18 protein-coding genes and 2 tRNA genes are annotated in these 25,688 nt (G+C 64.1%); 14 read left to right on the plus strand and 6 right to left on the minus strand.

The annotated features are described in order from the left end of the window. Positions 1–126: 126 nt before the first annotated feature. Positions 127–200, minus strand: a tRNA-Pro gene (locus BEP01S_RS08495). Between the two features lie 165 nt (positions 201–365). On the opposite strand from BEP01S_RS08495, the gene BEP01S_RS08500 reads away from it, so the two are divergent. The 7 genes from BEP01S_RS08500 (at position 366) to BEP01S_RS08530 (ending at position 7,733) form a co-directional block, all read left to right on the plus strand. Next, a tRNA-Gly gene (locus BEP01S_RS08500) sits at positions 366–439 on the plus strand. 63 nt (positions 440–502) lie between these two features. Continuing rightward, positions 503–1,909 (plus strand): glycoside hydrolase family 15 protein, encoded by a 1,407-nt coding sequence (locus tag BEP01S_RS08505; protein WP_062242221.1) that lies wholly within the window; start codon positions 503–505, stop codon positions 1,907–1,909. A gap of 212 nt (positions 1,910–2,121) precedes the next feature. Next, the gene (tig, locus tag BEP01S_RS08510; RefSeq protein ID WP_039210727.1) at positions 2,122–3,483 is read left to right on the plus strand and encodes a trigger factor; all 1,362 of its coding nucleotides are present in this window, start codon (positions 2,122–2,124) and stop codon (positions 3,481–3,483) included. 204 nt (positions 3,484–3,687) lie between these two features. Then, the gene (locus BEP01S_RS08515; RefSeq protein ID WP_039210730.1) at positions 3,688–4,284 is read left to right on the plus strand and encodes an ATP-dependent Clp protease proteolytic subunit; all 597 of its coding nucleotides are present in this window, start codon (positions 3,688–3,690) and stop codon (positions 4,282–4,284) included. A 26-nt stretch (positions 4,285–4,310) separates the two neighbouring features. After that, the gene (locus BEP01S_RS08520) at positions 4,311–4,955 is read left to right on the plus strand and encodes an ATP-dependent Clp protease proteolytic subunit (protein ID WP_062242223.1); all 645 of its coding nucleotides are present in this window, start codon (positions 4,311–4,313) and stop codon (positions 4,953–4,955) included. Positions 4,956–5,151: 196 nt separating this feature from the next. Beyond that, on the plus strand, positions 5,152–6,435 hold the full coding sequence (clpX, locus tag BEP01S_RS08525; protein ID WP_062242225.1) for an ATP-dependent Clp protease ATP-binding subunit ClpX: 1,284 nt from the start codon (positions 5,152–5,154) through the stop codon (positions 6,433–6,435). 11 nt (positions 6,436–6,446) lie between these two features. Further along, on the plus strand, positions 6,447–7,733 hold the full coding sequence (locus tag BEP01S_RS08530; protein WP_062242227.1) for an MFS transporter: 1,287 nt from the start codon (positions 6,447–6,449) through the stop codon (positions 7,731–7,733). A 54-nt stretch (positions 7,734–7,787) separates the two neighbouring features. Here the strand turns inward: BEP01S_RS08530 and BEP01S_RS08535 are convergent, their stop codons facing one another. The 3 genes from BEP01S_RS08535 to valS form a co-directional block, all read right to left on the minus strand. Beyond that, positions 7,788–8,204, minus strand: coding sequence for an SRPBCC family protein (locus BEP01S_RS08535; RefSeq protein ID WP_062242229.1), 417 nt, complete (start codon positions 8,202–8,204; stop codon positions 7,788–7,790). Positions 8,205–8,629: 425 nt separating this feature from the next. Further along, the gene (locus BEP01S_RS08540; RefSeq protein ID WP_062242231.1) at positions 8,630–9,322 is read right to left on the minus strand and encodes an AIM24 family protein; all 693 of its coding nucleotides are present in this window, start codon (positions 9,320–9,322) and stop codon (positions 8,630–8,632) included. A gap of 234 nt (positions 9,323–9,556) precedes the next feature. Further along, positions 9,557–12,202 (minus strand): valine--tRNA ligase, encoded by a 2,646-nt coding sequence (gene valS / locus BEP01S_RS08545; protein WP_062242233.1) that lies wholly within the window; start codon positions 12,200–12,202, stop codon positions 9,557–9,559. A gap of 186 nt (positions 12,203–12,388) precedes the next feature. On the opposite strand from valS, the gene BEP01S_RS08550 reads away from it, so the two are divergent. From BEP01S_RS08550 to ndk, 6 genes are all read left to right on the plus strand, one after another. After that, a complete protein-coding gene (locus BEP01S_RS08550) occupies positions 12,389–13,579 on the plus strand; it encodes an acyltransferase (protein ID WP_083532629.1) in 1,191 nt (396 codons plus the stop codon). 78 nt (positions 13,580–13,657) lie between these two features. Further along, positions 13,658–14,413, plus strand: a complete 756-nt coding sequence (locus BEP01S_RS08555; RefSeq protein ID WP_062242236.1) for an SDR family oxidoreductase — start codon at positions 13,658–13,660, stop codon at positions 14,411–14,413. Positions 14,414–14,725: 312 nt separating this feature from the next. Further along, positions 14,726–17,989, plus strand: coding sequence for an isoleucine--tRNA ligase (ileS, locus tag BEP01S_RS08560; RefSeq protein ID WP_062242239.1), 3,264 nt, complete (start codon positions 14,726–14,728; stop codon positions 17,987–17,989). Continuing rightward, positions 17,986–19,485: a bifunctional folylpolyglutamate synthase/dihydrofolate synthase gene (locus BEP01S_RS08565; RefSeq protein ID WP_082018990.1), complete on the plus strand. Its 1,500-nt coding sequence runs from the start codon at positions 17,986–17,988 to the stop codon at positions 19,483–19,485. The genes ileS and BEP01S_RS08565 overlap by 4 nt, the downstream gene beginning before the upstream one ends. Next, positions 19,482–19,847, plus strand: a complete 366-nt coding sequence (locus BEP01S_RS08570; RefSeq protein ID WP_039210748.1) for a DUF4233 domain-containing protein — start codon at positions 19,482–19,484, stop codon at positions 19,845–19,847. Before BEP01S_RS08565 ends, BEP01S_RS08570 begins: the two co-directional genes overlap by 4 nt. An 82-nt stretch (positions 19,848–19,929) precedes the next feature. Beyond that, positions 19,930–20,349 (plus strand): nucleoside-diphosphate kinase, encoded by a 420-nt coding sequence (gene ndk, locus BEP01S_RS08575; RefSeq protein ID WP_039210750.1) that lies wholly within the window; start codon positions 19,930–19,932, stop codon positions 20,347–20,349. Between the two features lie 115 nt (positions 20,350–20,464). Here the strand turns inward: ndk and BEP01S_RS08580 are convergent, their stop codons facing one another. Next, a complete protein-coding gene (locus tag BEP01S_RS08580) occupies positions 20,465–21,112 on the minus strand; it encodes a vitamin K epoxide reductase family protein (protein ID WP_062242241.1) in 648 nt (215 codons plus the stop codon). 299 nt (positions 21,113–21,411) lie between these two features. On the opposite strand from BEP01S_RS08580, the gene BEP01S_RS08585 reads away from it, so the two are divergent. Next, positions 21,412–24,390 (plus strand): Rne/Rng family ribonuclease, encoded by a 2,979-nt coding sequence (locus BEP01S_RS08585; RefSeq protein ID WP_062242332.1) that lies wholly within the window; start codon positions 21,412–21,414, stop codon positions 24,388–24,390. 91 nt (positions 24,391–24,481) lie between these two features. Here the strand turns inward: BEP01S_RS08585 and BEP01S_RS08590 are convergent, their stop codons facing one another. Further along, the gene (locus BEP01S_RS08590) at positions 24,482–25,375 is read right to left on the minus strand and encodes an SPFH domain-containing protein (RefSeq protein ID WP_244882163.1); all 894 of its coding nucleotides are present in this window, start codon (positions 25,373–25,375) and stop codon (positions 24,482–24,484) included. Positions 25,376–25,688 lie beyond the last annotated feature (313 nt).

Below are 25,688 nucleotides of genomic sequence, written 5' to 3' on the forward strand. Positions count from 1 at the left end.
CACGTGTGATTGCGTCATCCCACCAACCCCGGGGTTGGTGTTTTTCCTGGTGAAAGGGGATGAGAGCCTCTGATCCGGAGCATGAAAAAGCCGCTCGAACCAAGTGGTCCGAGCGGCTGGAGTCTGTCGGGATGACAGGATTTGAACCTGCGACCCTCTGTTCCCAAAACAGATGCGCTACCAAGCTGCGCCACATCCCGCGACGGCTCCTATCTAACCACAGGCGGGTCGGGACTTGCACCTTGCGAATCGAGCAAACCCGCTAATGCGACGCACCTCACAGTGCGATTCGACCAGTGACGCAGGTCACCGAATGTCGATTTGGCGGTCGAGGAAGTTCTCGACTATAGTCGAACTCGCAACACGGGGATGTAGCTCAATGGTAGAGCCTCAGTCTTCCAAACTGATGGTGCGGGTTCGATTCCCGTCATCCCCTCCACAAGCCGGTCTGACCCGTTGGTCAGGCCGGTTTTCTCATGCTCGGACAGGTAGGATCCTCCTCATGACCACCGCCGTTCGACCGGTGCAGGGCACGCTCCCGCAGAATGCACAGAGCACCGCGCGGCCCAGCCGGCGAGCGATTCTCACCGGTGCCGCTATCGGGATCGGTGCGATCGGTCTGGGTTCAGCGATCACGACAGCCCTCGCCGAGGCGGCCCGGCCCGATCCGGTCCGTTCCGTCACAGCCGCCTTTACTTCCTCAGGACGTCGTGAAGCCCTCGACGCCGAATCCGCGCAGAGTCTGCCCGCGCAGTCGCGAGTCTTGCCGAACCTTGCTGATCCCGGCCCTGCGCGTCGGCAGCAGGAGTTCCTCGCCGCCTGCGAACCGTGGCTCCGGGAACTCCCGGTTCAACGGCGTGATCTGGCCATCTCGGCTCTGCTCGACCTGTGGGTGCTCAGCGACGAGCTGCCCGCCACGGTGGCCGGATGGGCCGGCCCCTGGCGGTATGTCTGGCCCCGCGACACTGCCTTCTCCGCAATCGCGCTGGCTCGAATCGGCCGGCCGGACTTGGCATGGAGTCAGCTCCTGTTCCTGCAGTCCGTGCAGGCGGTCGACGGTTCGTTCGCCGCCCGGGTCGACCCCACTACGGGAATGGCGCCGGACGACCGCGAATCCCAGTTCGACTCACTAGGCCTCGTCCTCTGGGCGATCTCCGAGGTCCATGCTGTCTCTGAGGCGTCGGCTGCTCCGTTCGATCTCGGGGAGCTCGATGACCTGCTGCGACGGACCAGCCGGCGCATCTTCAACCTCACCGCCTACGGGCGCAGCCTGCCTCCCGTCGGCCCTGACTACTGGGAGGTCGGCGAATCCCGGGTCTCACTCGGTCTGGCCGGACCCACTCTGGTCGGGATGAACTCACTCACCGCATTGACGAGGGCGAATCCGGAACTGTGGAGCCGCCTCGGCGGAGATCCGGAATCCGTCCGACGCGCGGCGGATGACTACCGCGCGACCTTCACTCGGACCTTCGTTGCCAACGGGATGCAGCGGTACCCGACCGCGGGTGGGCCCGATTCGGCCATCGCGTATCTGCCCGCAGCTGGACTGGTGCCGAATGCGGTGGACGCGATCTATGCACTCGAACCCGAGCTCCTCGGGGGAGTCTGGGACCGGCTCGAGCAGCCGGCGGGAGGGATCAAGCCCGGGCACGGCTGGATCATCGACCGTTCCAGTTGGACGCCGTCGACCTCACTCATGGGGCTCGGCTTCGCCCGCCTGGGACAGACGGAGAAGGCCGAGTCGATCCTCGACTGGCTCTCCGCCCACCGCACGAGCGCCGGATCCCTGCCGGAGAAGATCACCGCCGAGGGTGCCCCGGTCTCCGTGGCGCCCCTGTCATGGACGGCGGCCAACGTCATCATCACCCTCGACGAGCTCTACGTGCGCCGAAGGGGAGCGGGGTCGTGAAATCACCCCTGTTTCGCGTAACGGGCGGGGTTTCGCGTAACATAGGTGATTGCGTCTTGCGGACGTGCGCGAACTATTCGTGGACTTTCGCTCCCTCTAAGGTCACGAGATGACCGATCAGGCTGTGAGATGGCCGTTTGCGGTCACGAACCCGGATGATCAGGTCGGAGATGACCGAAAATGCATGACTGTCGAATTTGAAAGGTCACACTGTGAAGAGCTCCGTCGAGCAACTCGACCCCACCCGGGTCAAGATCAGCGTGGAAGTCCCATACGCCGAACTCAAGCCGAGTGTCGACGAGGCATACAAGACCATCGGTGCTCAGGTCACCGTCCCCGGTTTCCGTAAGGGCAAGGTCCCCGCGCGCATCATCGATCAGCGCATCGGCCGTCCTGCTGTGATCCAGGAAGCCGTCAACAACGGTCTTGATGACTTCTACCGCAATGCGGTCGAAGAGCACGACCTCAAGCCGATGGGTCAGCCCGAGGTCGAGATCTCCGAGGTTCCCGGTCTCGACGGAACCGAAGACGGCGAGCTCGGCTTCACCGTCGAGGTCGACGTGCGTCCCGAGGTCGAACTGCCTGCCTACGACACGATCAACATCGAGGTCGACCCCATCGAGGTCACCGACGCCGATGTGGATGCCGAGCTCGAGCAGCTGCGCACCCGCTTCGGAACCCTGGTCGCCGTCGATCGTCCCGCTGCCAAGGACGACTTCGTCACCCTCGACCTCGTCGCCACCATCGATGACGAAGAGATCGACACCGCTTCCGACATCTCCTACCAGGTCGGCGCCGGAACCATGCTCGAAGGCATGGACGAGGCCCTCGACGGGCTCTCCGCCGGAGAGACCACGACCTTCGAGACCACCTTCGCAGGCGGCGAGCACGCCGGCGAACAGGGCACCGTGAAGATCACTCTCAGCGCTGTCAAGGAACGCGAACTGCCTGAGGCCGACGACGACTTCGCTCAGCTGGCCAGTGAGTTCGACACGATCGCCGAACTGCGTGAGGACCTGCGTGAGCAGGCCGGTAAGGCCAAGGAGACCGAGCAGGGCGTCCAGGCGCGCGACAAGGTCCTCGAACACCTCATGGAGACCCTCGACGTGCCGGTCCCGGCCAAGATCGTCACCGACGAGGTCGAGCGTCACCTCGAAGCCGAGAACCGTTCGGACGATGACGAGCACCGCAAGGAGGTCACCGAGGAGACCGAGCGCAACCTGCGCACCCAGTTCATCCTCGATGCCGTCTCCGAAGCCGAGAACGTCGAGGTCAGCCAGCCCGAGCTCATCGAGTACCTGATCTCCGCGTCGCAGCAGTACGGAATGAACCCCAACGAGTTCGCCCAGATGCTCGACAGCTCCGGCCAGGTCAATGCGCTGGTCGGCGAGGTCTCGCGCCGCAAGGCCCTGGCCGCCGTCCTCGCCGGTGCCACGGTCAAGGACACCGCCGGTAACGTCGTCGACATGGAGGCCTTCACCTCCGCCGGTGACGACGCCGAGGATGCCGACGCTGACGCGCAGAGCGCGGAAGCCGCAGACGAAGCACCTGCAGAAGCCGCCGAAGAGAACTGAGGACGAGCCGCCTCGGCGGTGGAATCCTGATGAGACGGTGGGTACGGATTGCGATCCGTACCCACCGTCTCTGCATCTGCGCAGGTCCCGATCACGCTGAGGGCGAACACAGGCCTCGCCGCGGACTAAAACCCGGGGGAGAGCGGTTAGAGTCCATAGCAAGCCATCCACAGAACACAGGAGTGAAACGTGAGCGCATACGACATGACAGCTCCCGTCGGCCTCGACGCCGGTGGGGGAATGGGTCTGGACGACCACATCTTCAATCGTCTTCTCAAGGAGCGCATCATCTGGCTCGGTTCGGAGGTGCGTGACGACAACGCCAACGCCATCTGCGCGCAGATGATGCTGCTTGCCGCCGAAGACCCCGAAGCGGACATCTCGCTCTACATCAACTCGCCCGGCGGATCCGTCACGGCCGGTATGGCCATCTACGACACGATGCAGTACATCAAGCCCGACGTCTCGACCGTGGCCATGGGCATGGCCGCCTCGATGGGTCAGTTCCTGCTGTCCTCGGGCACCCCGGGCAAGCGCTACGCCACTCCGCACGCTCGCATCCTCATGCACCAGCCTCTGGGCGGCATCGGCGGTACGGCCACGGACATCAAGATCCAGGCCGAACTGATCCTGCACATGAAGAAGCAGATGGCGGAGCTGACCGCTCAGCAGACCGGCAAGTCGCTCGAGCAGATCCTCAAGGACAACGACCGTGACCACTGGTTCACTGCCGAAGAAGCCCTCGAATACGGCTTCATCGACAAGATGGTCACCCGCGCGTCCGACGTCGAGAACAACTGAGCAGGAGTGAGGGAAGAATGAATTCAATGAACTTTATGCCGGGTTCGACGGCGTCGAACATGCCGCAGTCGCGTTATGTCATGCCGCAGTTCGAAGAGCGCACCCCCTATGGCTTCAAGCGCCAGGATCCCTACACCAAGCTGTTCGACGATCGTGTGGTGTTCCTCGGCGCTCAGGTCGATGACACGTCCGCCGACGATGTCATGGCTCAGCTGCTGGTCCTCGAATCGCAGGATCCGGACCGCGACATCACTCTCTACATCAACTCGCCGGGTGGTTCGTTCACTGCTATGACGGCCATCTACGACACGATGCAGTACATCAAGCCGGAGATCCAGACCGTCTGCCTCGGTCAGGCCGCCTCAGCCGCCGCTGTACTTCTGGCCGCGGGAACCCCCGGCAAGCGTTTGGCTCTGCCGAACGCTCGTGTGCTCATCCACCAGCCCGCGATGCAGGGGCAGGGTCAGGGGCAGGCTTCTGACCTTGAGATCCAGGCCGCTGAGGTGCTGCGGATGCGCGAATGGCTCGAGGGCACTCTGGCCAAGCACTCGAACAAGGAGGCCGCCCAGGTCTCGAACGACATCGAACGCGACCTCTTCCTCACGGCCGAGCAGGCCAAGGACTACGGTCTCGTCGACCAGGTGCTCTCTTCGCGCAAGAACGCGAACTGATCACCGCTCGGAGGACTGGGAAACGCTGAGAACGGGTTCGTGCGATTGCGATCGTGCGGACCCGTTCTCGGTTCCTACCTCCGACACACCGAGACGTGGCTGGGGGTTCGTGTCAGCCACGTATGGGAAGCTATTGAGGTACAGGAAACACGAGCGGTAGAGTTGGGGCCAAGCGTCCTGGCGAAAGGTTGTGACAGTGGCTCGCAGTGCGGACGGAGCAGACCTGCTCAAATGCAACTTCTGTGGGAAGTCTCAGAAGCAGGTTCGGAAACTCATCGCCGGACCTGGTGTTTACATCTGCGATGAATGCATCGGATTGTGCAATGAGATCATCGAAGAGGAGCTCAGCGAATCCAGTCCGGAGCAGGCCGAACTCGAGCTGCCCAAGCCTCGTGAGATCTTCGACTTCCTCCAGGAGTACGTGGTCGGTCAGGAACCGGCGAAGAAGGCACTGTCAGTAGCCGTCTACAACCACTACAAGCGCATCCGGTCCCTGCAGTCAGGTGACGAGAAGACCCTCGGCGGCAGCGACTCCGAGGTCGAGATTGCGAAGTCGAACATTCTGCTCGTCGGCCCTACCGGTTCGGGCAAGACCTACCTCGCCCAGTCGCTGGCCAAACGACTGAACGTTCCGTTCGCAGTCGCCGACGCCACAGCGCTGACCGAAGCAGGCTACGTCGGTGAAGACGTCGAGAACATCCTGCTCAAGCTCATCCAGGCCGCGGACTTCGACATCCAGCGTGCCGAACACGGAATCATCTACATCGACGAGATCGATAAGATCGCCCGCAAGTCGGAGAACCCGTCGATCACTCGTGACGTGTCCGGTGAGGGCGTGCAGCAGGCACTGTTGAAGATCCTCGAAGGCACTCAGGCATCGGTACCGCCGCAGGGCGGACGCAAACATCCGCACCAGGACTTCCTGCAGATCGACACGACCAATGTGCTCTTCATCGTCGCCGGCGCCTTCGCCGGGATGGAGGAGATCGTGGCCGGTCGCAAGGGCAAGCACGGCATCGGCTTCGGCGCCCTTCTGCAGTCGAAGAACGACGAAGAGGACCTCTACGCGGACATCCTGCCCGAAGATCTGCTCAAGTTCGGTCTCATCCCCGAATTCATCGGCCGTCTGCCGGTGCTGGCTACTGTGTCGAACCTCGACCGGGCCGCTCTCATGTCGATCCTCACCGAGCCGAAGAACGCACTGGTCAAGCAGTACCAGCGGATGTTCGAGTTCGACAATGTCTCGCTGACGTTCGAGACCGAGGCCCTCGAAGCTATCGCGGACCTCGCGCTGCTGCGCGGCACGGGAGCCCGTGGCCTGCGCTCGATCATGGAAGAGGTCCTGCAGCCGGTCATGTTCGATGTGCCCTCACGCGAGGACATCGCCGAGGTGGTCGTGACCAAGGATGTCGTCGAATCCAATGTCGCTCCGACCCTTGTGCCGAAGTCACGGAACAGGACGAATAAGAAGTCTGCCTGAGTCTCTGACTCATGGGACTGCTGGCTGACACGCGACCACTGCGCTATACGCCCTTCCGCAGGCTGTGGGTAGCCAACATCGTCACCGTCATCGGTGCGCAGATGACGGTTGTGGCGATTCCCGCCCAGATCTTCCACATCACCGGGTCCTCCGGCTATGTCGGGCTCGCCGGTGCGTTCGGCCTGGTCCCGCTCATCGTCTTCGGATTGTGGGGCGGTTCATTGGCCGACGTCTTCGATCGGCGAAAACTGCTTGTGATCTCGACCGTCGGGCTGATCATCACGAGCACGATTCTCGCGCTCCTTGCAGTGCTGAGCGTCGACAATGTCTGGTTGCTGCTGTCCGTGTTTTCGATGCAGCAGGCATTCTTCGGTCTGAATCAGCCTGCGAAGGGCGCTCTGATTCCTTCGATCGTCCCGCTCAACCTGCTGCCCGCCGCGAATTCGCTGAACATGACAGTGATGACCTTGGGTGCCGTGATCGGGCCTGTTCTCGGCGGCTCACTGATCCCGCTGTTCGGGTACCAGCTGCTCTACGTCATCGACGCCGTGTTCCTGTTCGCCACCCTCTATGCAGTGATTCGGCTTCCTTCGCTGCTGCCGCAGAAACAACCGGATACTCGCTCGGGGTTCAAAGGCATCGTTGACGGATTCCGGTATCTGCGGACGAACACCGTCGTCATGGTCTCGTTGCTGGTGGACATCATCGCGATGGTTTTCGGACTGCCGCGGGCTTTGTTCCCGCAGATCGCCGTCGAGACCTTCAACGGTCCGCCCGAGGGCGGAATCGTCTTCTCGCTGCTCTTCGCCGCTCTGGCCGCTGGGAGCGCATTGGCCGGGATCTTCTCGGGCTGGGTCTCACATGTGCAGCGTCAAGGACTCGCCGTCATCGTCGCCATTGCAGTCTGGGGCGCGGCGATGACGGTATTCGGACTCTCACTCGAGCTTGCGTCCGGTTTCTGGCTGACCGCGCTCGTCGTCGCACTGGCAGCGCTGGCGGTCGGCGGGGGAGCCGATATCGTCTCCGGCGCTTTCCGACAGACGATGCTGCAAGAAGCCGCGACCGATGCGATGCGTGGTCGGATGCAGGGAGTGTTCATCGTCGTCGTGGCCGGCGGGCCACGTGTTGCGGACGTCCTCCACGGCTCCGTCGCGGCCGTCACGAACACCACGGTCGCCGCGGTGGGCGGCGGCATAGCCGTCATCGTCCTCGTGCTCGCCTGCGCCGCGATCTTCCCGACATTTCGGAAGTACCGAGTCGAGCGCGACTACCGCGAGCACACCGTCCCCACAGTCTGACCTTCTGCCACCACGTCCGGGCGGGAAAGGCAGGGAGTCGTTCGGAGGCTCGGATCAGCGTATGTCGACGTTTTCGAGGGCCTGCTCCATCGCAGCCAGTATTCCTGGCCACCCCGATCCCATTCCCTTGAACGCCTGGAGTCCCATTGGAGTGTCGACGTCCAGCCCGGAATGAGCCAAGAACAAGCGTGTGCCCGTGCCCTCGGGGACAATCGTCCACGTCAGCGTCGAATCCAGGGTGCCTTCGGCAAATGTATAGGCGATGAGGCGCTGCGGATCGACCTTCGTGACGGTGCACGGCTGTTTCCCGAAGCCACCCATGTCGAGAGTGAAGGAATGTCCCACGACAGGGGAGATGTCACCTGCAGCCCACCATAGGGCCATGACATCCGGCTCGGTGAGCGCCCGCCAGACTGTGGCCGGGGAGTGGGAGAGGAACTGGTCGACTTCGATCGTGCGTTCGTCTGTCATGATCTGTGTCCTAGTCTGTGTCGTGATCGTTCGTGGATTCCGATTTTTCGAGGTCGTCGAGTGTCTGAGACAGATCACCGAGGCGGTCGCGCCAGCAGCGCTCGAAGGGATCGAGCCATTATCAACATTACGCACCGCTGCTCTCACCCCATCCTGCAAGCGGCAAAGCGCATCGAAAGTTTCGTATCCCTCACCCTGCGTGGCAAACCACCCCGTTGCAACTGGGCATTGAGAGATGGCTGGTGAGGGATGCGAGAATTGAGTGAGCGACCTTGGTCGGCGGATGGACCCGCTGAGACGACGACACCCCCCGGCTCGCTGCCATCGCAGCAGGTCGGGGGGTGTCACAGTGCCGTCCGGCAGCTCGGAGTTTGGGTGTCTGCCTGGTGGCCGGCGGGAGCGTCAGTCAGTGACTGACTCGTGCTTCAGCTGGTGGTGGCCGAGTAGACGGCGTTCTCCGCGGGCTGCACGACGACGAAGCCCGGGCCGTGGAAGGCCAGCTGCACGGACTCGCCGGAGCCGCGGCCGAAGAACGTACCGACGCTGACATCGGTCTTGATCTGCGGGGCCAGGGCCGACGACCAGCACACGGCTGCCTGCGGGTCGACGAAGGTCGGCTGCTGCGAGCAGTCGAGGACCATGGGCTCACCCTTGCAGCAGATGGCGGCGGTGCCCTGTCCGGCGAGTTCGAGGTTGAACAGTCCCGAACCGCTGACCATTGCCCCGACGCCGCCCTTGATGCGCTTGATCTCCCAGCTGAGGACATCGTCGAAGGCAAGCAGGTTCGAGGTGTTGACGGTCAGTGCGTCCTGCGGTCCCTCGAGCGCCATCATGAAGATGTTCGAGGCTTCCCGAGCGAAGAACACCTCTCCGTGTCCCTCCACGCGCATGACATTTCCGCCTTCGCCGGTGGCTGCCTTCTTCATGAACTGGCCGACCGACTTGGACCCCTGGTGGGTGAAATGGACATCACCCTGGTAGGCGACCATGGCCCCCTTGGTGGCGATCATCGGAGCGTTCGGCGTGACCACCGTACGCAGCATCTTGCTCGACTGGAGGGTCCACCGCTCCTGGTTCTGGATCTCGGCGTTGCGCTTGGAAAACAGTTCGCTTCTCACGGTTCTGGGGGCCTTTCGGTCGGGGAGAACTTCGGTACTTCTTCAGTGGTCGAGAACCATATTACGGGGGAGTGACCGCAGAACCGCGTCAATTCGTGTTTCCGTTCCGGAACATGCAAAGTGCCCCACGGCACCCGTTGCTCCGACTCTGCGAAGCAATGGCTGTCGTGGGGCTATGCGAGGACCGATCAGGTCTCGGGCCGGGCCGGACGCCAGAGGTCCGACCCGACGTCATCAGTCCTGTTCGACGAAGCTGATATCGGCGATGGTGATTTCCTCGCCGGCTTCCTCTGTCACCAGGGACTTGATGCGACCGGCGGCAGTGAGATCGCCTTCTGCTGCCTTGATCGCGGAGACGACGGAGGCCGGTGCCTGGATGGTCACCGAGGCGACCTCTGTCTTCTGCGAGACCTTGGCCTCGGTCTTCGTGCGGCGGATCTCGGTCAGGGCCGCAGCCACCGAAGCCAGCAGCTCGGGATCGACGGACGATCCCGGGTGGCTCAGTGCCTCATCGGCCGGCCACTGCGCACGGTGGACCGACCCGGTGCGCCACCAGGACCAGACCTCTTCGGTGACGAACGGCGTGAACGGCGCGAACAGGCGCAGCAGCACGTCCAGGGCGGTGGCCAGGGTGACGTGGGCCGACACCTGATCGTCGGTGCCCGAACCGCCATACGAGCGATCCTTGACCAGTTCGACGTAGTCGTCGGTGAACTCCCAGAAGAAGCTCTCGGTCACACGCAGAGCATGAGCGTAGTCGTAGGCGGCCATATGCGTTCCGGCCTGTTCGACGACGTCGGCCAGCTTCGCCAGCAGGGCCCGGTCGAGATCGTGCGTGACGGCTCCGAGCTGACCGATGAGGCCGGCATGCACGCCCTGAGCCAGAGCGAACTTCGACGCATTGAGCAGCTTCATCGCCAGACGGCGACCGATCTGCATCTGCGTGACGTCATAGGCGGTATCGGCGCCGAGTTTCGCACTGGCAGCCCAGTAGCGGACGGCGTCGGGACCGAATCCCGGCTTCGCCTCGCCGAGGATGTCCGAGGGCACGACCACGTTGCCCTTCGATTTCGACATCTTCTTCCGGTCCGGATCGAGGATCCAGCCCGAGAGTCCGGCATGCTTCCACGGGGCCGCATCATTGAGCGAGTTCGCCCGGACGACGGTGGAGAACAGCCAGGTGCGGATGATGTCGTGTCCCTGCGGACGCAGGTCGAACGGGAAGACCTTGTCGAAGAACTCCTCATCACGCGACCAGCCGCCGAGTAGCTGCGGAGTCAGCGACGACGTCGCCCAGGTGTCGAGCACGTCCGGGTCCGCGGTGAAGCCGCCTGGCACATCGCGCTGGTCGTCGGTGAAGCCGGCAGGCGCCTCGGCGATGGGGTCGCAGGGCAGCGATTCCGGAACGATCGGGTTCTCGTAGTCGGGCTGACCATCGGCGTCGAGGCGATACCACAGGGGGATCGGGACTCCGAAGAAACGCTGCCGGGAGACCAGCCAGTCGCCGTTGAGGTTCTCCACCCAGTTCTCGTAGCGGGAGCGCATGTACGCAGGGTGCCATTCGATCTCACGACCGCGGGCGATGAGCGCATCCCGCAGTTCGGCCGAGCGACCGCCGTTGCGGATGTACCACTGACGGCTGGTGACGACCTCCAGCGGTTTGTCGCCCTTCTCGTAGAACGGGACCGGGTGGGTGATCGGCTCGATCTCGCCGATGAGGTCACCGGAGTCGATGAGCATCTGCGCAATGTCCTTGCGGGCAGAGAACGTCGTCTTTCCCGCCAGGGCCTCGTAGTTGGCCTTCGCATCGGCCTTCGGTGATGCGGCGATCCACTCGGGCACCTCGAGATTGAGGCGGCCGCCGCGGTTGATCACCGCGCGGGTCGGCAGATCCAGTTCGCGCCACCAGGTCACGTCGGTGAGGTCACCGAAGGTGCAGACCATGGCGATGCCCGTGCCCTTGTCGGACTTCGCCAGCTCATGGGCGCGGACCTCGACGCTGACGCCGAAGAGCGGCGAAACGACGTTGGTGCCGAACAGGGAGGCGTAGCGTTCGTCATCGGGGTGGGCGACGAGCGCCACGACGGCGGGAATGAGCTCCGGGCGCGAGGTGAGGATGATGATCGGCTCCGCCGAGGTGTCGGCCAGGCCATCGGCGCCCTCGGGGAAGAACTTCACCTTGTGATAGGCGCCTTCCCGTTCCCGATCCTCGAGTTCGGCCTGCGCGACCGCAGTACCGAAGGTCACGTCCCACATGGTCGGGGCGTCCTGCGAATAGGCGTGCCCGTTCTTGAGGTCGGTGAGGAAGGCGCGCTGGCTCACGGCACGGGAATCGTCATCGATCGTGCGGTAGGTGTACTTCCAATCCACCGACAGTCCGGTGGAGCGGAAGAGGTCCTCGAACACCTTCTCGTCCTCGGCCGAGAGCTTCTCGCACAGCTCGATGAAGTTCTGGCGAGAGACCTTGACGAAGTCACGCGAATTCTTCGGCGCCTTCGCCGGCGGCTGGAAGTCCGGGTCATAGTGCTGGCTGGGATCGCAGGTGACGCCGTAGTAGTTCTGCACCCGGCGTTCGGTCGGAAGGCCGTTGTCGTCCCATCCCAGCGGGTAGAACACGTTCTTGCCGGTCATCCGCTGGTAGCGTGCGATGATGTCGGTCTGCGTGTACGAGAACACATGTCCCACGTGCAGCGACCCCGAAGCGGTCGGCGGGGGAGTGTCGATCGAGTAGACCTGCTCGCGATCGGTGTCGACGTCGAAGGCGTAGACGTTCTGCTCGCTCCACGCGGCGTCCCATTTGTCCCGCAGGCCCTCGAGGGCCGGCTTGTCGGGCAGGTTCACTGACTCGTGCGTCGAGTCCGAAAAGGCAGGTGTGTTCATAGTTGCTGATTTTCTCACTCGGTTCGCTTTCGGCCAAACCGGTTCGCGCCCGCTGACATGCGAATCCTCGACGGCGCGAGACGGCAGCGCACCTGCTCAGGCTCACCTTCGTCGGTCCGGTGGGGCGGCTCACACCCTGAAGGGGGAGTGAGACGGTTCTGTCGCAGGCAATGAGAATATGGACGCATGGCCCCTTTGGACCGAATTCCGACAGAGAATCCGCCGCCCACGTCGACCGCGTGGATGAATCCGGCACGGGCGTTCGCGATCATCGCCGTCGTCGCTATCCATTCCCTGGGCACCGTTGTCGAAGAGAACTTCGGCGGAATGGGCCCCGACTGGTGGTTGGCCAACGCCATCGACTCCGCCTGCCGGTGGTCGGTGCCCGTGTTCATCATGATCTCCGGCGCTCTGGCCCTCGACCCCGACCGGGGCAGCAAGCCACGGAAGTTCCTGTCGAAACGGGTCTGGCGAATCGGCATCCCCCTCGTGTTCTGGACCATTGTCTACGTGCTCTTCCGGCGCTTCTACCTGCAGCCGGACGACGAATCATGGAATCCGGGCATCGCGATTCTCACCGGTTCTCCCTTCGTCCAGCTCTACTTCCTCTACGTGCTGGCCGGGCTGACTCTGCTCACCCCGTTCTTCCGCCTCCTCAGCGTCCACGGTTCACGCCGACTGCAGTGGGGGACGGGTCTGACCTTCCTCGGCATCGGCATGGCCGACCAATGGGTGTCGATGATCTTCGACGTCGGAGAAGCGAATATCGCCACGCGGTTCCTTCCGATGGCAGGCTTCTACATCCTCGGCTGGGTGCTGCGAGATATCGTCCTCTCGGTTCGCGGTGCACTCGTCGCCTGGGCGACGCTGGCCGTCGCGATCGCCGGAACCGCAGTCTGGGCCGGCCTGGGCCCCGGTGAGAAACCATGGATGTTCCCGTACGAGTACCTCGCCCCCGGAGTCGTCATCGCTTCCATGGCCGCCTACCTGCTCCTGCACTTCCACATGCGCGAAGGATTCGGCCTGCTGCACCGCTTCTACCCGTATTCCTTCGGCGTGTTCCTCCTCCATCCGCTTCTGCTCTATCCGGTGCGCAATGCCATGGGACTGCCGGACACTGTGCCCGGCGTCCTCCTCCACGCCGTCATCATGCCGATCGCCTATGCGATCGTCTGCGCCGCGATCACCTGGGCAGCCGTGAAGATCCCCGGCGTCCGCACCGTCTTCGGCGAAGGCGGGCCACGAAATCCGCACTCCCGCCCGAGCACGTCGACACCTCCGACTGAAAACGCTCCACCCGACCCGACTCTAAGCAGCCCGATCGACGGCGATCTCGACGCCGGGGACACCGCCCCCGGACGGGAGCCGACTCCGTAGACTGAAACCCGAACAGGACGACTTCGCGACCGGAATCCCGACTCGCCACCCCAACCGACCCGTTAGAGGAGAACACAGATGGAAACTCTCAGAGCAGTAGTCACAGGAGCCAGCTCCGGAATCGGCGCCGCCACGGTCCGACAGCTGCGCGAGCAGGGCTGGGACGTCGTGGCAGTGGCCCGCCGAGAGGACAAGCTCAAGGCCCTCGCCGAGGAGACCGGAGCCGACTACATCGTCGCCGACCTCACCGATGACGCCGCCGTCGCATCCATGGCAGAGCAGGTGCTCGCCGGGGGAGTCGTCCATTCCCTCGTGGCCAATGCCGGTGCCGCCTTCGGAACCGACACCGTCGCCGAGGCGTCCATCGACGGATGGCGGGACATGTTCGACATTAACGTCCTCGGTGTCCTGCGCGTCGTCAAGGCCCTGCTGCCCGCCCTCATCGACTCCGGCCGCGGGGACATCGTCGTCATGTCCTCGACCGCGGGCCATCAGGCCTACGAAGGAGGCGGAGGCTACGTCGCCGCGAAGCACGGCACCCACTCGATGGCGGCGACCCTGCGACTCGAACTCGCCGGCGAACCCGTGCGGGTCATCGAGATCGCCCCCGGAATGGTCGCCACGGACGAATTCACCTACAAACGCGTCGGCGGTGACGAAGCGAAGGCCGCGAAGGTCTATGAAGGCGTCGAGAACCCGCTGACCGCTGACGACGTCGCCGACGCCGTCGTGTACACGCTGACCCGACCGCACCACTTCAATGTCGACCTCATGGTCATCCGACCGATCGCCCAGGCCGCCCAGCACAAAGTCGCCCGCAACCGCGGACTCTGAGCGTGCACGGCTCCTGCCCGGGGCCGCCTCGGCGAAGTGACTGAGATGTCCTGTCGAGTGGTCTCGGGCGGAGTCGACGGTATACGATTGTCTTGCGTCGATCCGGCTATCACCGGGGAGCATCCGGAAGAACGGAGCCAGCGTGCACAGCGCTGTGTTCTCAGTAGACCCGGACGGGTGGACCCGTCATCGTCTTAGTCAATGAGCGATCTGCTGACTGACCGGAACCGGTCGGAGAGCGGATAAGCGAGGTGGTACCGCGGCAGACTGTCGTCCTCGTGACAGTGACCGCAGTGACCCAGAAGGACGCTCATGACTCAGCCTCTTTATCCCAAGGTTTCTACCTCGACGTTCGGACTCTCCAGTGCCCCGAACTTCCCTGCCATCGAAGACGCTGTGCTGCGCTACTGGCAGGAGGACGACACCTTCAAAGCCTCGATCGCTCAGCGCGACGCCGGCGAGAACGGCGAGAACGAGTTCGTCTTCTACGACGGCCCTCCCTTCGCCAACGGCCTGCCCCACTACGGTCACCTGCTCACCGGCTACGTCAAGGACGTCGTTCCGCGTTTCCAGACCATGCGGGGCAAGAAGGTCGACCGGCGATTCGGCTGGGACACTCATGGCCTGCCGGCCGAGCTCGAGGCCGAGCGTCAGCTGGGCATCACCGACAAGTCCGAGATCGGCCGCATGGGGCTGGCCGCCTTCAACGACGCCTGCCGTTCCTCGGTCCTGCGCTACACCCAGGAATGGGAAGAGTATGTGACCCGTCAGGGTCGTTGGGTCGACTTCGACAACGACTACAAGACGCTCAATGTCGAATACATGGAAAGCGTCATCTGGGCGTTCAAGCAGCTCTGGGACAAAGGCCTGGTCTACGAGGGCTACCGCGTCCTCCCGTACTGCTGGAAGGACGAAACGCCGCTGTCGAACCATGAGCTGCGCATGGATGACGACGTATACAAGATGCGTCAGGATCCGGCCGTGACCATCGGCTACAAGCTCAAGGATTCCGACGAGTGGGTCCTCATCTGGACCACGACACCGTGGACGGTTCCGTCGAACCAGGCCGTGGCCGTCAACCCGGAGATCCCCCTGGTCGCCGTGGTGCCCGGTGAGGACGGGGCCGAGGAGCTCCAGGGCAAGACCCTCATCCTCGCCGAGGCGCGCCTCGGCGCCTATGCACGTGAACTCGGCGAAGACCCGCAGGTTCTGCGGACCTTCCCCGGCAGCGAACTCGTCGGTGCAGCCTACGAACCTCCGTTCCCTTATTTCGAGGGACGCCAGGAGGAATTCGGCGAGCGGATGCACACGATCCTCGCCGCCGACTTCGTCACCGTCGAAGACGGCACCGGAATCGTCCACCAGTCGCCGGCCTTCGGTGAAGAGGACAAGGAGCTCACGGACTCCTACGGAATCACCGCCGCCCGTCCCGTCGACGACGCCGGTCGCTTCGACTCGACCGTCCCCGACTACGCCGGCGAGCAGGTATTCGACGCGAACAAGGCGATCATCAAGGACCTGCGCAACCACACGGGGCCGATGGACGGCCGTTCCGCGCTGCTGGTCCGCCACGAATCCTACGAACACTCCTACCCGCACTGCTGGCGCTGCCGGAACCCGCTGATCTACCGTGCCGTGTCCTCCTGGTTCGTCCGCGTCACCGAGTTCAAGGACCGCATGGTCGAACTCAACGAGCAGATCAACTGGGTGCCCGACAACGTCAAGCACGGACAGTTCGGCAAATGGCTCGAGAACGCCCGTGACTGGTCGATCTCGCGCAACCGCTTCTGGGGTTCGCCGATCCCCGTCTGGATCTCCTCCGACCCGGCTTACCCGCGCACCGACGTGTACGGGTCGCTTGACGAGATCGAAGCCGACTTCGGCCGCCTGCCGCGCAATGACTCCGGCGAAGTCGATCTACACCGCCCGTGGGTCGACGATCTGACCCGCCCGAACCCGGACGACCCGACCGGAAAGTCGGTGATGCAGCGCATCCCGGAGATCTTCGACGTGTGGTTCGACTCCGGATCGATGAGCTACGCCCAGGTGCACTACCCGTTCGAGAACTCCGAATGGTTCGACAACCACTTCCCGGCGGACTTCATCGTCGAATACGTGGGACAGACCCGCGGCTGGTTCTACCTGCTGCACGTGCTGGCCACTGCGATCTTCGACCGGCCCGCATTCACCAACTGCATCTCCCACGGCATCGTGCTGGGCTCCGACGGGCAGAAGATGTCGAAGTCTCTGCGCAACTACCCCGATGTCAACGAGGTCTTCAACCGCGACGGCTCGGATGCCATGCGCTGGTTCCTCATGGCTTCGTCGATCCTGCGCGGCGGCAACCTCGTCGTCACCGAACAGGGCATCCGCGACGGTGTCCGCCAGGTCGTGCTCCCGCTGTGGAACACGTGGCAGTTCTTCGCCACCTACTCCAATGCCGCCGACGGTCCGGCTGGTGAGAAGACCGGATACCAGGCGCAGACCCGGTACGACTCGTCTCAGGTCCTCGACCGCTACCTGCTGGCCAAGACCCATGACCTCATCACCGAATTCGGCGTGGCCATGGACGGCCTGGACATCTGGGCGGCCTGCGAGCTCGTCCGCAGCTACCTCGACATGCTCACGAACTGGTATGTGCGCCGCTCGCGCCGCCGGTTCTGGGACGGCGGCGCCGACACCCATGAGTCCTTCGACGTGTTCTTCACCTGCCTGGAAGCATTCTGCCGGGTGGCGGCACCCCTGCTGCCGTTCACGGTCGAAGAGATCTACCGCGGGCTGACTGGTGAACGGTCGGTGCACTTGGCCGACTACCCGGACGCTGACGCGTTCCCCGCCGATGACGACCTCGTTGCGGCAATGGACCTCACCCGAGACATCTGCTCGACGGCTTCCTCGGTGCGCAAGGCCAATCAGCTGCGCGTGCGCCTGCCGCTGTCGCAGCTGACCGTCGCCACCGACACGGACCTGAGCTTCGATTTCACCGAGATCATCGCCGATGAGCTCAACGTGCGGTCCGTCGAGGTCCTCGATGTCGCCGAGGCGGAAGCCGCCGGATTTTCCCTGTCCCAGAATCTCGTGGTCAACGCCCGTGCCGCCGGTCCCCGTCTGGGCAAGCAGGTCCAGCAGGTCATCAAGGCCTCGAAGACCGGCGACTGGTCCGTCACCGACGGCACCGTGGTCAGCGGCGGAATCGAACTCGTCGAAGGCGAATACACGCTCGAATCCGTCGCCGAGTCCGGCACCGACGGTATGGAGCTCGCAGCCCTCGACTCCGGCTTCCTCGCTCTCGACACTCGGGTCACACCGGAACTCGAGGCCGAAGGCATGGCCCGCGATGCCGTTCGCGCCATCCAGGGCATCCGCAAGCAGCTCGACCTCGACATCTCCGACCGGATCGCCGTGACCATCGAAGCCGGCACCGAGGTGACCGCCGCGCTCGAGCCTCACGCCGACCTCATCGCCGGTGAGACCCTGACGACATCACTGACCTTCGGGACAGCCGATGCCGACGCCGAGGCCTTCACCCCGGAGGAGCTGCCCGGCGGCACCCGTCTGGTGGTGAAGCGGGCATGAGCGACGATAACACCCCAGCCGAGGATCCGGTGTCCGAGGCTGAGGAGCTGCTGGCCGCTGTCGAAGATCCGCAGACCGCGGATGAAGCGGAACCGGAGCCGCTGCCGGAACCCGTCGTCGATGAGGCGACGCGAGCCGAACTCGCCCGCGTCTATGCCTTGCTGCTGGCGCGGGCGGGGGAGACGCAGATCGAACTGCGCCTCGACGCGACCCGGTGGGCGTGTGAGGTCCTCGGTGACATCCACACGGCTGCCCCGACGATCACGATCACAGGCACGAACGGGAAGACATCGACGGCGCGGATGATCGATTCGCTCATCACGGCTCACGACCTCCGCGTCGGCCGGTTCACCAGTCCCCACCTGCACTCGGTGACCGAACGGATCTCGGTGGACGGGTCTCCCGTGTCCGCACGGACCTTCGTGCGCATCTATGACGAGATCGCCCCGTACCTCGAGATCGTCGATGGACAGCTCGAGGCCGAAGGCCGCGCGAAGCTGACCTACTTCGAAGCACTGACCGTCCTGGCCTTCGCCGTGTTCGCCGATGCCCCCGTCGATGTCGTCGTCACTGAGGTCGGCATGGGCGGAGCGTGGGATTCGACGAACGTCGCCGACGCTCAGGTGTGCGTGTTCACGAAGATCGGCCTCGACCATCAGGCGTTCCTCGGTGACACCATCGAGGAGATCGCTGCGACGAAGGCCGGAATCCTCGACCGCAGCGTCGAGGACAGCCCGGCCCCGAAACCTGTCGCCGTGACTGCCGTCCAGGACGAAGCCGCCCAGGCTGTCCTCGACGAAGAAGCCGCCCGCCGCGAGGTTCCGCTGGCCACCGAGGAACGCGACTTCCGCCTCCTCGATCGGCAGCGGGCCGTCGACGGCCAGCTCATCACCGTTCAAGGTCGGCGAGACGTCTACTCCGACCTGTTCCTGCCTCTGCACGGAGTCCACCAGGCACACAATGCGACGGTCGCGATCGTCGCAGCCGAGGCCTTCCTCGGTGCCGAAGACAAACCGCTCGACCAAGAGACCGTGGCCGAGGGGCTGGCGCGTGTGACCTCACCGGGTCGCGCCGAACTCGTGCGCACCGGGCCCAGCGTCGTCGTCGACGGCGCCCACAACCCGGATGCCGCGCATGTGCTCGCCGAGACCCTCACCGAGGCGTTCGACTTCGACTACGTCGTCATGGTGCTGGCGATGCTGGCCGACAAGGACAGCGACGGCGTCATCGAAGAGCTCCACCGCAGTGCCGACGTGTTCGTCGTCAGCGAGAACCTGAACTCCCGTGCGCTGCCGGTCGACGACCTCGCCGAGGTGGCCCGGGAGTGGGTCGACGAAGATTCCGTCATTGTCGCCTCCGACCTCAACGCCGCCCTGATGAAGGCCATCGACCTGGCCAACAGCGTCGATGCGAAGAGCCCGGGGATCGTCGTCACCGGTTCCATCTACACCGTGGCCGAGGCCCGCCTGCTGCTCGGACGAGGGGAGGAGCGATGAAATCGAAGTACCCCGTCCTGTGCGGCTCGATCCTCATCTGCGAACTCGTCGTCGTCTACTTCGCCGTGCTCACGACCTTCGGCCTGTCGGTGAAATCGGCCCAGACTCTGACTCTGGCCCAGCTGCTCATCGGAGCTTCGGTCATCGCCGTGCTCGCGATCGTCGCAGTCATTCTGCTGCCCCGCCGGATCGGGGAGAGGCGTCCCGGCGTGATCCTCGGTTGGGTCGTCCAGGTGCTGCTGCTGGCCTCGGGCTTCGTGCTCACCTCGATGTTCTTCGTCGCAGCGCTCTTCATCGCCCTGTGGGCCGTGGCCGTGTACTGGTCGGCCCGCATCGATCGTGAGGTCGCCGCGCGCGACTGAACGTCTTCAACGTCGGTACGGGACCGCCTCGGCGCCCGGGTAGACTGTGGACCGACGTCCACACGAAATTGGAAGGACCGGAATGGAACGTACGCTCATTCTCATCAAGCCCGACGGAGTCGCTCGCGGACTCGTCGGACAGATCGTGGCCCGAATCGAAGCCAAGGGCTATGCGATCGACGCCCTGGATCTCCGTTCGGCCACCGCCGCCGAACTGGCAGCCCACTACGCCGAGCACGAAGGCAAGCCCTTCTACCAGCCGCTCGTCGACTTCATGTCCGAAGGACCGATCGTCTCGATCATCGCCTCCGGACAGGGCGTCATCCCCGGCTTCCGGTCCCTGGCCGGCGCCACCGACCCGACGGCAGCTGCTCCGGGCACGATCCGCGGCGACCTCGGCCGCGACTGGGGTGAGAAGGTGCAGAAGAACCTCGTCCACGGATCCGACTCCACCGAATCCGCCGAACGCGAGATCGGAATCTGGTACCCGGCCGAAGGCTGATCGCCGACCGGAGACCGAGCACGGCCGACGACTGAGTCGTGCCGATCGAATCAGTGAGGGCGCCCCACCAAACGGTGGGGCGCCCTCACTGCATTCAGCAGGTCAGATGAGAAGATCAGAACAGGTTGGAGAAGAACGCCCAGAACTGCACGACGATGCAGGCGAGGATGATGAGCAGCCACAGCACCGACAGGACGATGTTCTCCTTGGCCAGGACCCGCAGCACGGCATTGTCGGCGGCTCGCTGGCCGAACGCTCCGGTGAGGAGGTTGCGGGCGGTGACGCTCATGAACATCGGAATCGTCACGGTCCATACGATGATGCACCACGGGCAGCCGACGCCGATCTTGTAGATCGAAACGTAGAACAGGAACATCACCAGCGCCACACCGCAGGCCAACCCGATATTCAGCCCCAGCATCACCCATCGGGGCAGTCGAGTGCCGGACAGGATGAGCACACCGAGAAGCAGCGGGAAGACGAAGGCGGCAATACCCAAGAGCTGATTGGGGAAGCCCAGAAGCTCGGCTTCGGCATGCTCCATGACCGAACCGCAGGAGAAGAACGGGTTGAGGTCGCAGGAGAGCACGACGTCCGGGTTCGCGAGCTTCTCGTATTTCTCCGCCGACAGCGAGAAAGAGGCGAGGAAGCCGATGACGGAGGCGATGATGAGGAAGACGCCGAACGGGGCCGATCTGAGCACCCACGACGAAGTGGTATCAGCGGTCTCGAGGTCATCGGAGTGAGTCAGTGTGGTGTTCACTCCTCAAGAATGCCTGCCTGCGTCCCGTGCGGCAAACTCCGCACCCTGGGAAACCTCAGTGCAAGGCACTTCTGTGACATAATGGTCGGACGGATACCTGTTCTCACACCGAGCAGGAGAAGTGCCTCCACCGAGTCGAGGGTATGACCTCGCAGGTCGACAACAAGATGAGGCAACACGGAAGGCCTACGCGCTGAGCGCGAGCCGGACGTGCCATCCACAGGTTTCGGTCCATTGCGGACCATGCAAGGATCCGAAGATCCGTACGGTGTGGACGGCGTCTTCGGATGGGAGAACTGATGAACGATACCGACGGTACAGAGTCGACAGATCCGACCGAAGGCATTCTCGCGGACCTCGCGAATCTGCAGCAGTCGGCCAACGCCACGAATGCCGAACACGAGGATGTCGACGACAGCGTGCGCGCACGGCTTGACGACATCGCCGAGGCGGCCGAATCTCTGCGCATCGGCGACGCCGATGACAATGACGACGAAGAGGACGAACCCGCCCCTCGCCGAGGCGGCCCGAAATCAGCACGCGACGCCGTGGCCAATCGGGGACTCGTCTTCGAAGAGTTCGTCCGCGGAGACTCGGATGACGACGGCGATGACGATGATTCCGATGCCGGCGACGACGCTGATTCCGACGACTCCGATGACGAGTCGACGGCTGCGCAGGCTGCGCCGAGCTTCGACCCGCGCAACCCCTTTGCCGCGCCCGCTCCTGCCGCTTCCGCACCCGAACCCCGCGCGGCCCCTGCAGTGCCCTACGACGGCGGCCTGATCTTCCAGGTGCCGAAGGCCGAACTCGCCGAGGTCGTCAAGGTCGAGGACGAGTCCGACGACTGGGACGATTCCGACGACACCGATGACGACACCTCGTCCTCGCAGGAGAACCGCCACAACGACAGTGACGAGGACGAGAACTCGAACGGTCCGCGTCGCCGGCGGGGCGGCCGCGGCCGTCGCTCGCGCAATCGCGACGACTCCCACGACGATTCCTCGGACTCCGCTGACGATGCGAAGGACTCCGAGGACGACTCCTCGGACTCTGCCGACAGCAACGACTCGAAGTCCTCGAAGCGGGGATCGCGATCGAACAATCGCGGTTCGAAGCAGAACTCGGATTCGGACAATGAGGACTCACACTCGAAGTCGGACCACAAGGACTCCGACCACAAGGACTCCGACGATTCGGACGATGGTGACGACGACTCCGACAGCGGCTCACGCCGTCGCCGCCGTCGCCGGTCCCGCACCCGCAGCACCGACCGTGACGAGGTCACCTCGCTCAAGGGTTCGACTCGCCTCGAAGCCAAGCGCCAGCGTCGCAAGGAAGGCCGCGAAGCCGGACGTCGTCGCCCCATCATCACCGAGGCCGAGTTCCTCGCCCGGCGGGAGTCCGTCGAGCGCACCATGCTGGTGCGTGAGAGCGGCGACCAGACACAGCTCGTCGTCGTCGAAGACGGAATCGCGGTCGAGCACTACCTCAAGGAGAACCGTCAGCAGTCCTCGCTCATCGGCAACGTCTACCTGGGCAAGGTCCAGAACGTGCTGCCGAGCATGGAAGCGGCATTCATCGACATCGGCAAGGGCCGCAATGCCGTGCTCTACGCCGGTGAAGTCAACTGGGATGCACTCGGCATGGACGGCAAGGCGCGCCGCATCGAAACCGCGCTGAGCCCCGGGGATGCCGTTCTCGTGCAGGTGACGAAGGACCCGATCGGGCACAAGGGCGCCCGCCTGACCAGTCAGATCTCTCTGCCCGGACGATTCCTCGTCTACGTGCCCGGCAACTCGATGACCGGTATCTCGCGGAAGCTGCCCGACAATGAACGAGCACGCCTGAAGAAGCTGCTCAAGCAGCTTGTCGGCGACTCGAACGGTGTCATCGTGCGCACCGCCGCCGAGGGTGCCACCGACACCGACCTCTCGCGTGACGTCGAACGTCTTGCCAAGCGGTGGGAGACGATCGAGAAGAAGTCCAAGTCGACGAAGGTGCTGGCTCCGCAGCTTCTCTACAGCGAGCCGGACATGATCGTGCGCATCATCCGCGATGTCTTCAACGAGGACTTCAACTCGCTCGTCATCGACGGCGACGGTGCATGGAACACGATCCACGAGTATGTCGAATCCGTTGCCCCGGACCTGCTCGACCGTGTGCACAGCTACAACGAGGACGAGGACATCTTCGATCACTACCGGATCGAAGAGCAGATTCAGAAGGCGCTCCAGCGTACGGTGAATCTGCCCTCGGGCGGTTCGCTCGTCATCGACCGCACCGAAGCGATGACGGTCGTCGACGTCAACACCGGCAAGTTCACCGGCTCCGGAGGCAATCTCGAGGAGACGGTGACCCGCAACAACCTCGAAGCCGCCGAGGAGGTCATCCGCCAGATCCGTCTGCGTGACATCGGCGGAATCATCGTCGTCGACTTCATCGACATGGTGCTCGAATCCAACCGCGATCTCGTGGTGCGCCGCCTCGTCGAATGTCTGGGCCGTGACCGGACGAAGCATCAGGTCGCCGAGGTGACTTCACTGGGACTCGTGCAGATGACGCGCAAGCGCATCGGCACCGGACTCGCCGAATCCCTCGTCAGCGCTGGTGAGGACCTCACCGGCCGGGGACTGCTGCTGCCCGGCTCGGAAGAAGACGGCTCGAAGGCCCACCGCGGCAACCGGTCGTCGAACCACGACAACCGACGTGACCGCAAGCGTCGGGGTGACTCCGGCTCGAAGTCCAAGCACAACGAGTCCGAGACGACAGAGGAGAACGTGTCCTCGGACGCGTCACGGTCGGCCGTCGCCGCGATCGCGAAGGCCACTCTGAAGAAGGACGACGCGGAACCGACCGAGTCGAAGTCCGACGCTCAGACTGATAGTGCGGACTCTGCGAACAACGACGAAGGCGGAAAGCCCCGATCGCGTTCACGCAACGGGCGGCGCCGTTCTCGTTCGAACCGCAACGACGAATCGCAGACGGAGACGTCAGACGAGAAGTCGAGCAGGGACGAGCAGTCGTCGGCTGCGGAAGAGAAGCCTGCGGCCGAACAGAAGCCCGCAGCCGAGCAGAAGCCTGCAGCGGAAGAGAAGCCGGCTGCCGACGAGCCGAAGGACCTGCCATTGATGATCGGCACGGACAGCGAGACGAAGGTCGCCGCTGCCGCACCCGTCAAGCGCGCCCCGGCGAAGAAGAGCGAACCGGCGAAGAAGGCTCCTGCACCCAAGCAGGAACAGCTGCCGACTTCGTTCGTCATCATCGGCGAGGACTGAGCACCACACCCTCGTTGAGACACGACAGCGCCCCGCCGACGGATAACGTCGACGGGGCGCTGTCGTGTCAGGCGATCCTCTTACCGGATAGTCAGCCTGCCGACTGCTGATTGCGCGTGGTGCTGATGGTGGGCTGCGCCGCCTGATCGCCGCAGAGCACGATCATCAGGTTCGACACGAGATCGCTGCGTTCGGTCTGCCCGAGTGTGACGATCCGTCGACCTTCGATCTCCTCGATCGCCGTCTCCACCATTCCGACAGCTCCTTCGACGATGAGCTGACGAGCAGCGACGACGGCCGTGGCCTGCTGGCGTTGGAGCATGGCACGGGCGATCTCCGGAGCATAGGCCAATTGGGTGATGCGCGATTCGATGACCGTGACGCCGGCGGCCATGACCCGGGCGGCGACCTCATCGGAGAGTCGCGAGGTGATCTCGTCGGCGTTGTCACGCAGCGACATGCGGCGCGGATCCGAGGAATCGTAGGCGTAGGAGTTCGCGATGTGCCGAACAGCGGTCTCGGCCTGGATTGCGACGAACTCTTCGAAGTCATCGACCTCGAACATCGCCTGTGCAGTGTCCCTGACCTGCCAGACGACCACGGCGCCGATCTCGATCGGATTGCCGTCGAGGTCGTTGACCTTCAGAGTCGAGGTCTCATGATTGCGGATGCGCGTCGAGATCTGGTCCTTCGTATAGAAGGGATTGACGAATCGCAGTCCCGATTGTCTGACCGTGCCGACGTACTTGCCGTAGAGCTGGAGGACGACGGCGTGTCCGGGCGCCACCGAGGTGCATCCTCTGAACAGGAACATCGAGGCGATGAAGCACAGCACGGCGACGATGAAGAGGACGACGCCGACGGCGACCTGGGCGAAGCTCATGACGAAGCCGATGATGCCCATGAGCACAGCGGCGAGGAGCAGGGCGATGGCACCGACGATAGCGAAATAGCCGGAGACCCCGCCGGCCGGCTTCTCGCGCACGCGTTCACCGTCGGGGGAGACAATGCGCGTGGGGGCCGAGTTGGGCTGTCCTGGCCCTGAGGGAGGCCGACCGGAGTCCGGCGCCTGCACAGGTGAGCGTCGGGGCCCGCGGGCCGGTGCCGGCGATGCGGCGGGTCCAGCGCCGGAATTCGGCCCCGGACCTGAACCAAGACCCTGTTCCGGGTGTCGACTCCGTCGTGCCGGCGGCAGAGGTGAGCCTTCACCGTGGTGCGGCGGGGCACCGGTGTTCGCTTGAGCTCCAGCGGGCGGACCATACTGTGCCGTCGACTCCGAACCTCCGATCGACCCGGAC

Source organism: Brevibacterium epidermidis NBRC 14811 (genome assembly GCF_001570805.1).
In the GTDB taxonomy this organism is placed as follows: Bacteria; Actinomycetota; Actinomycetes; order Actinomycetales; family Brevibacteriaceae; genus Brevibacterium; species Brevibacterium epidermidis.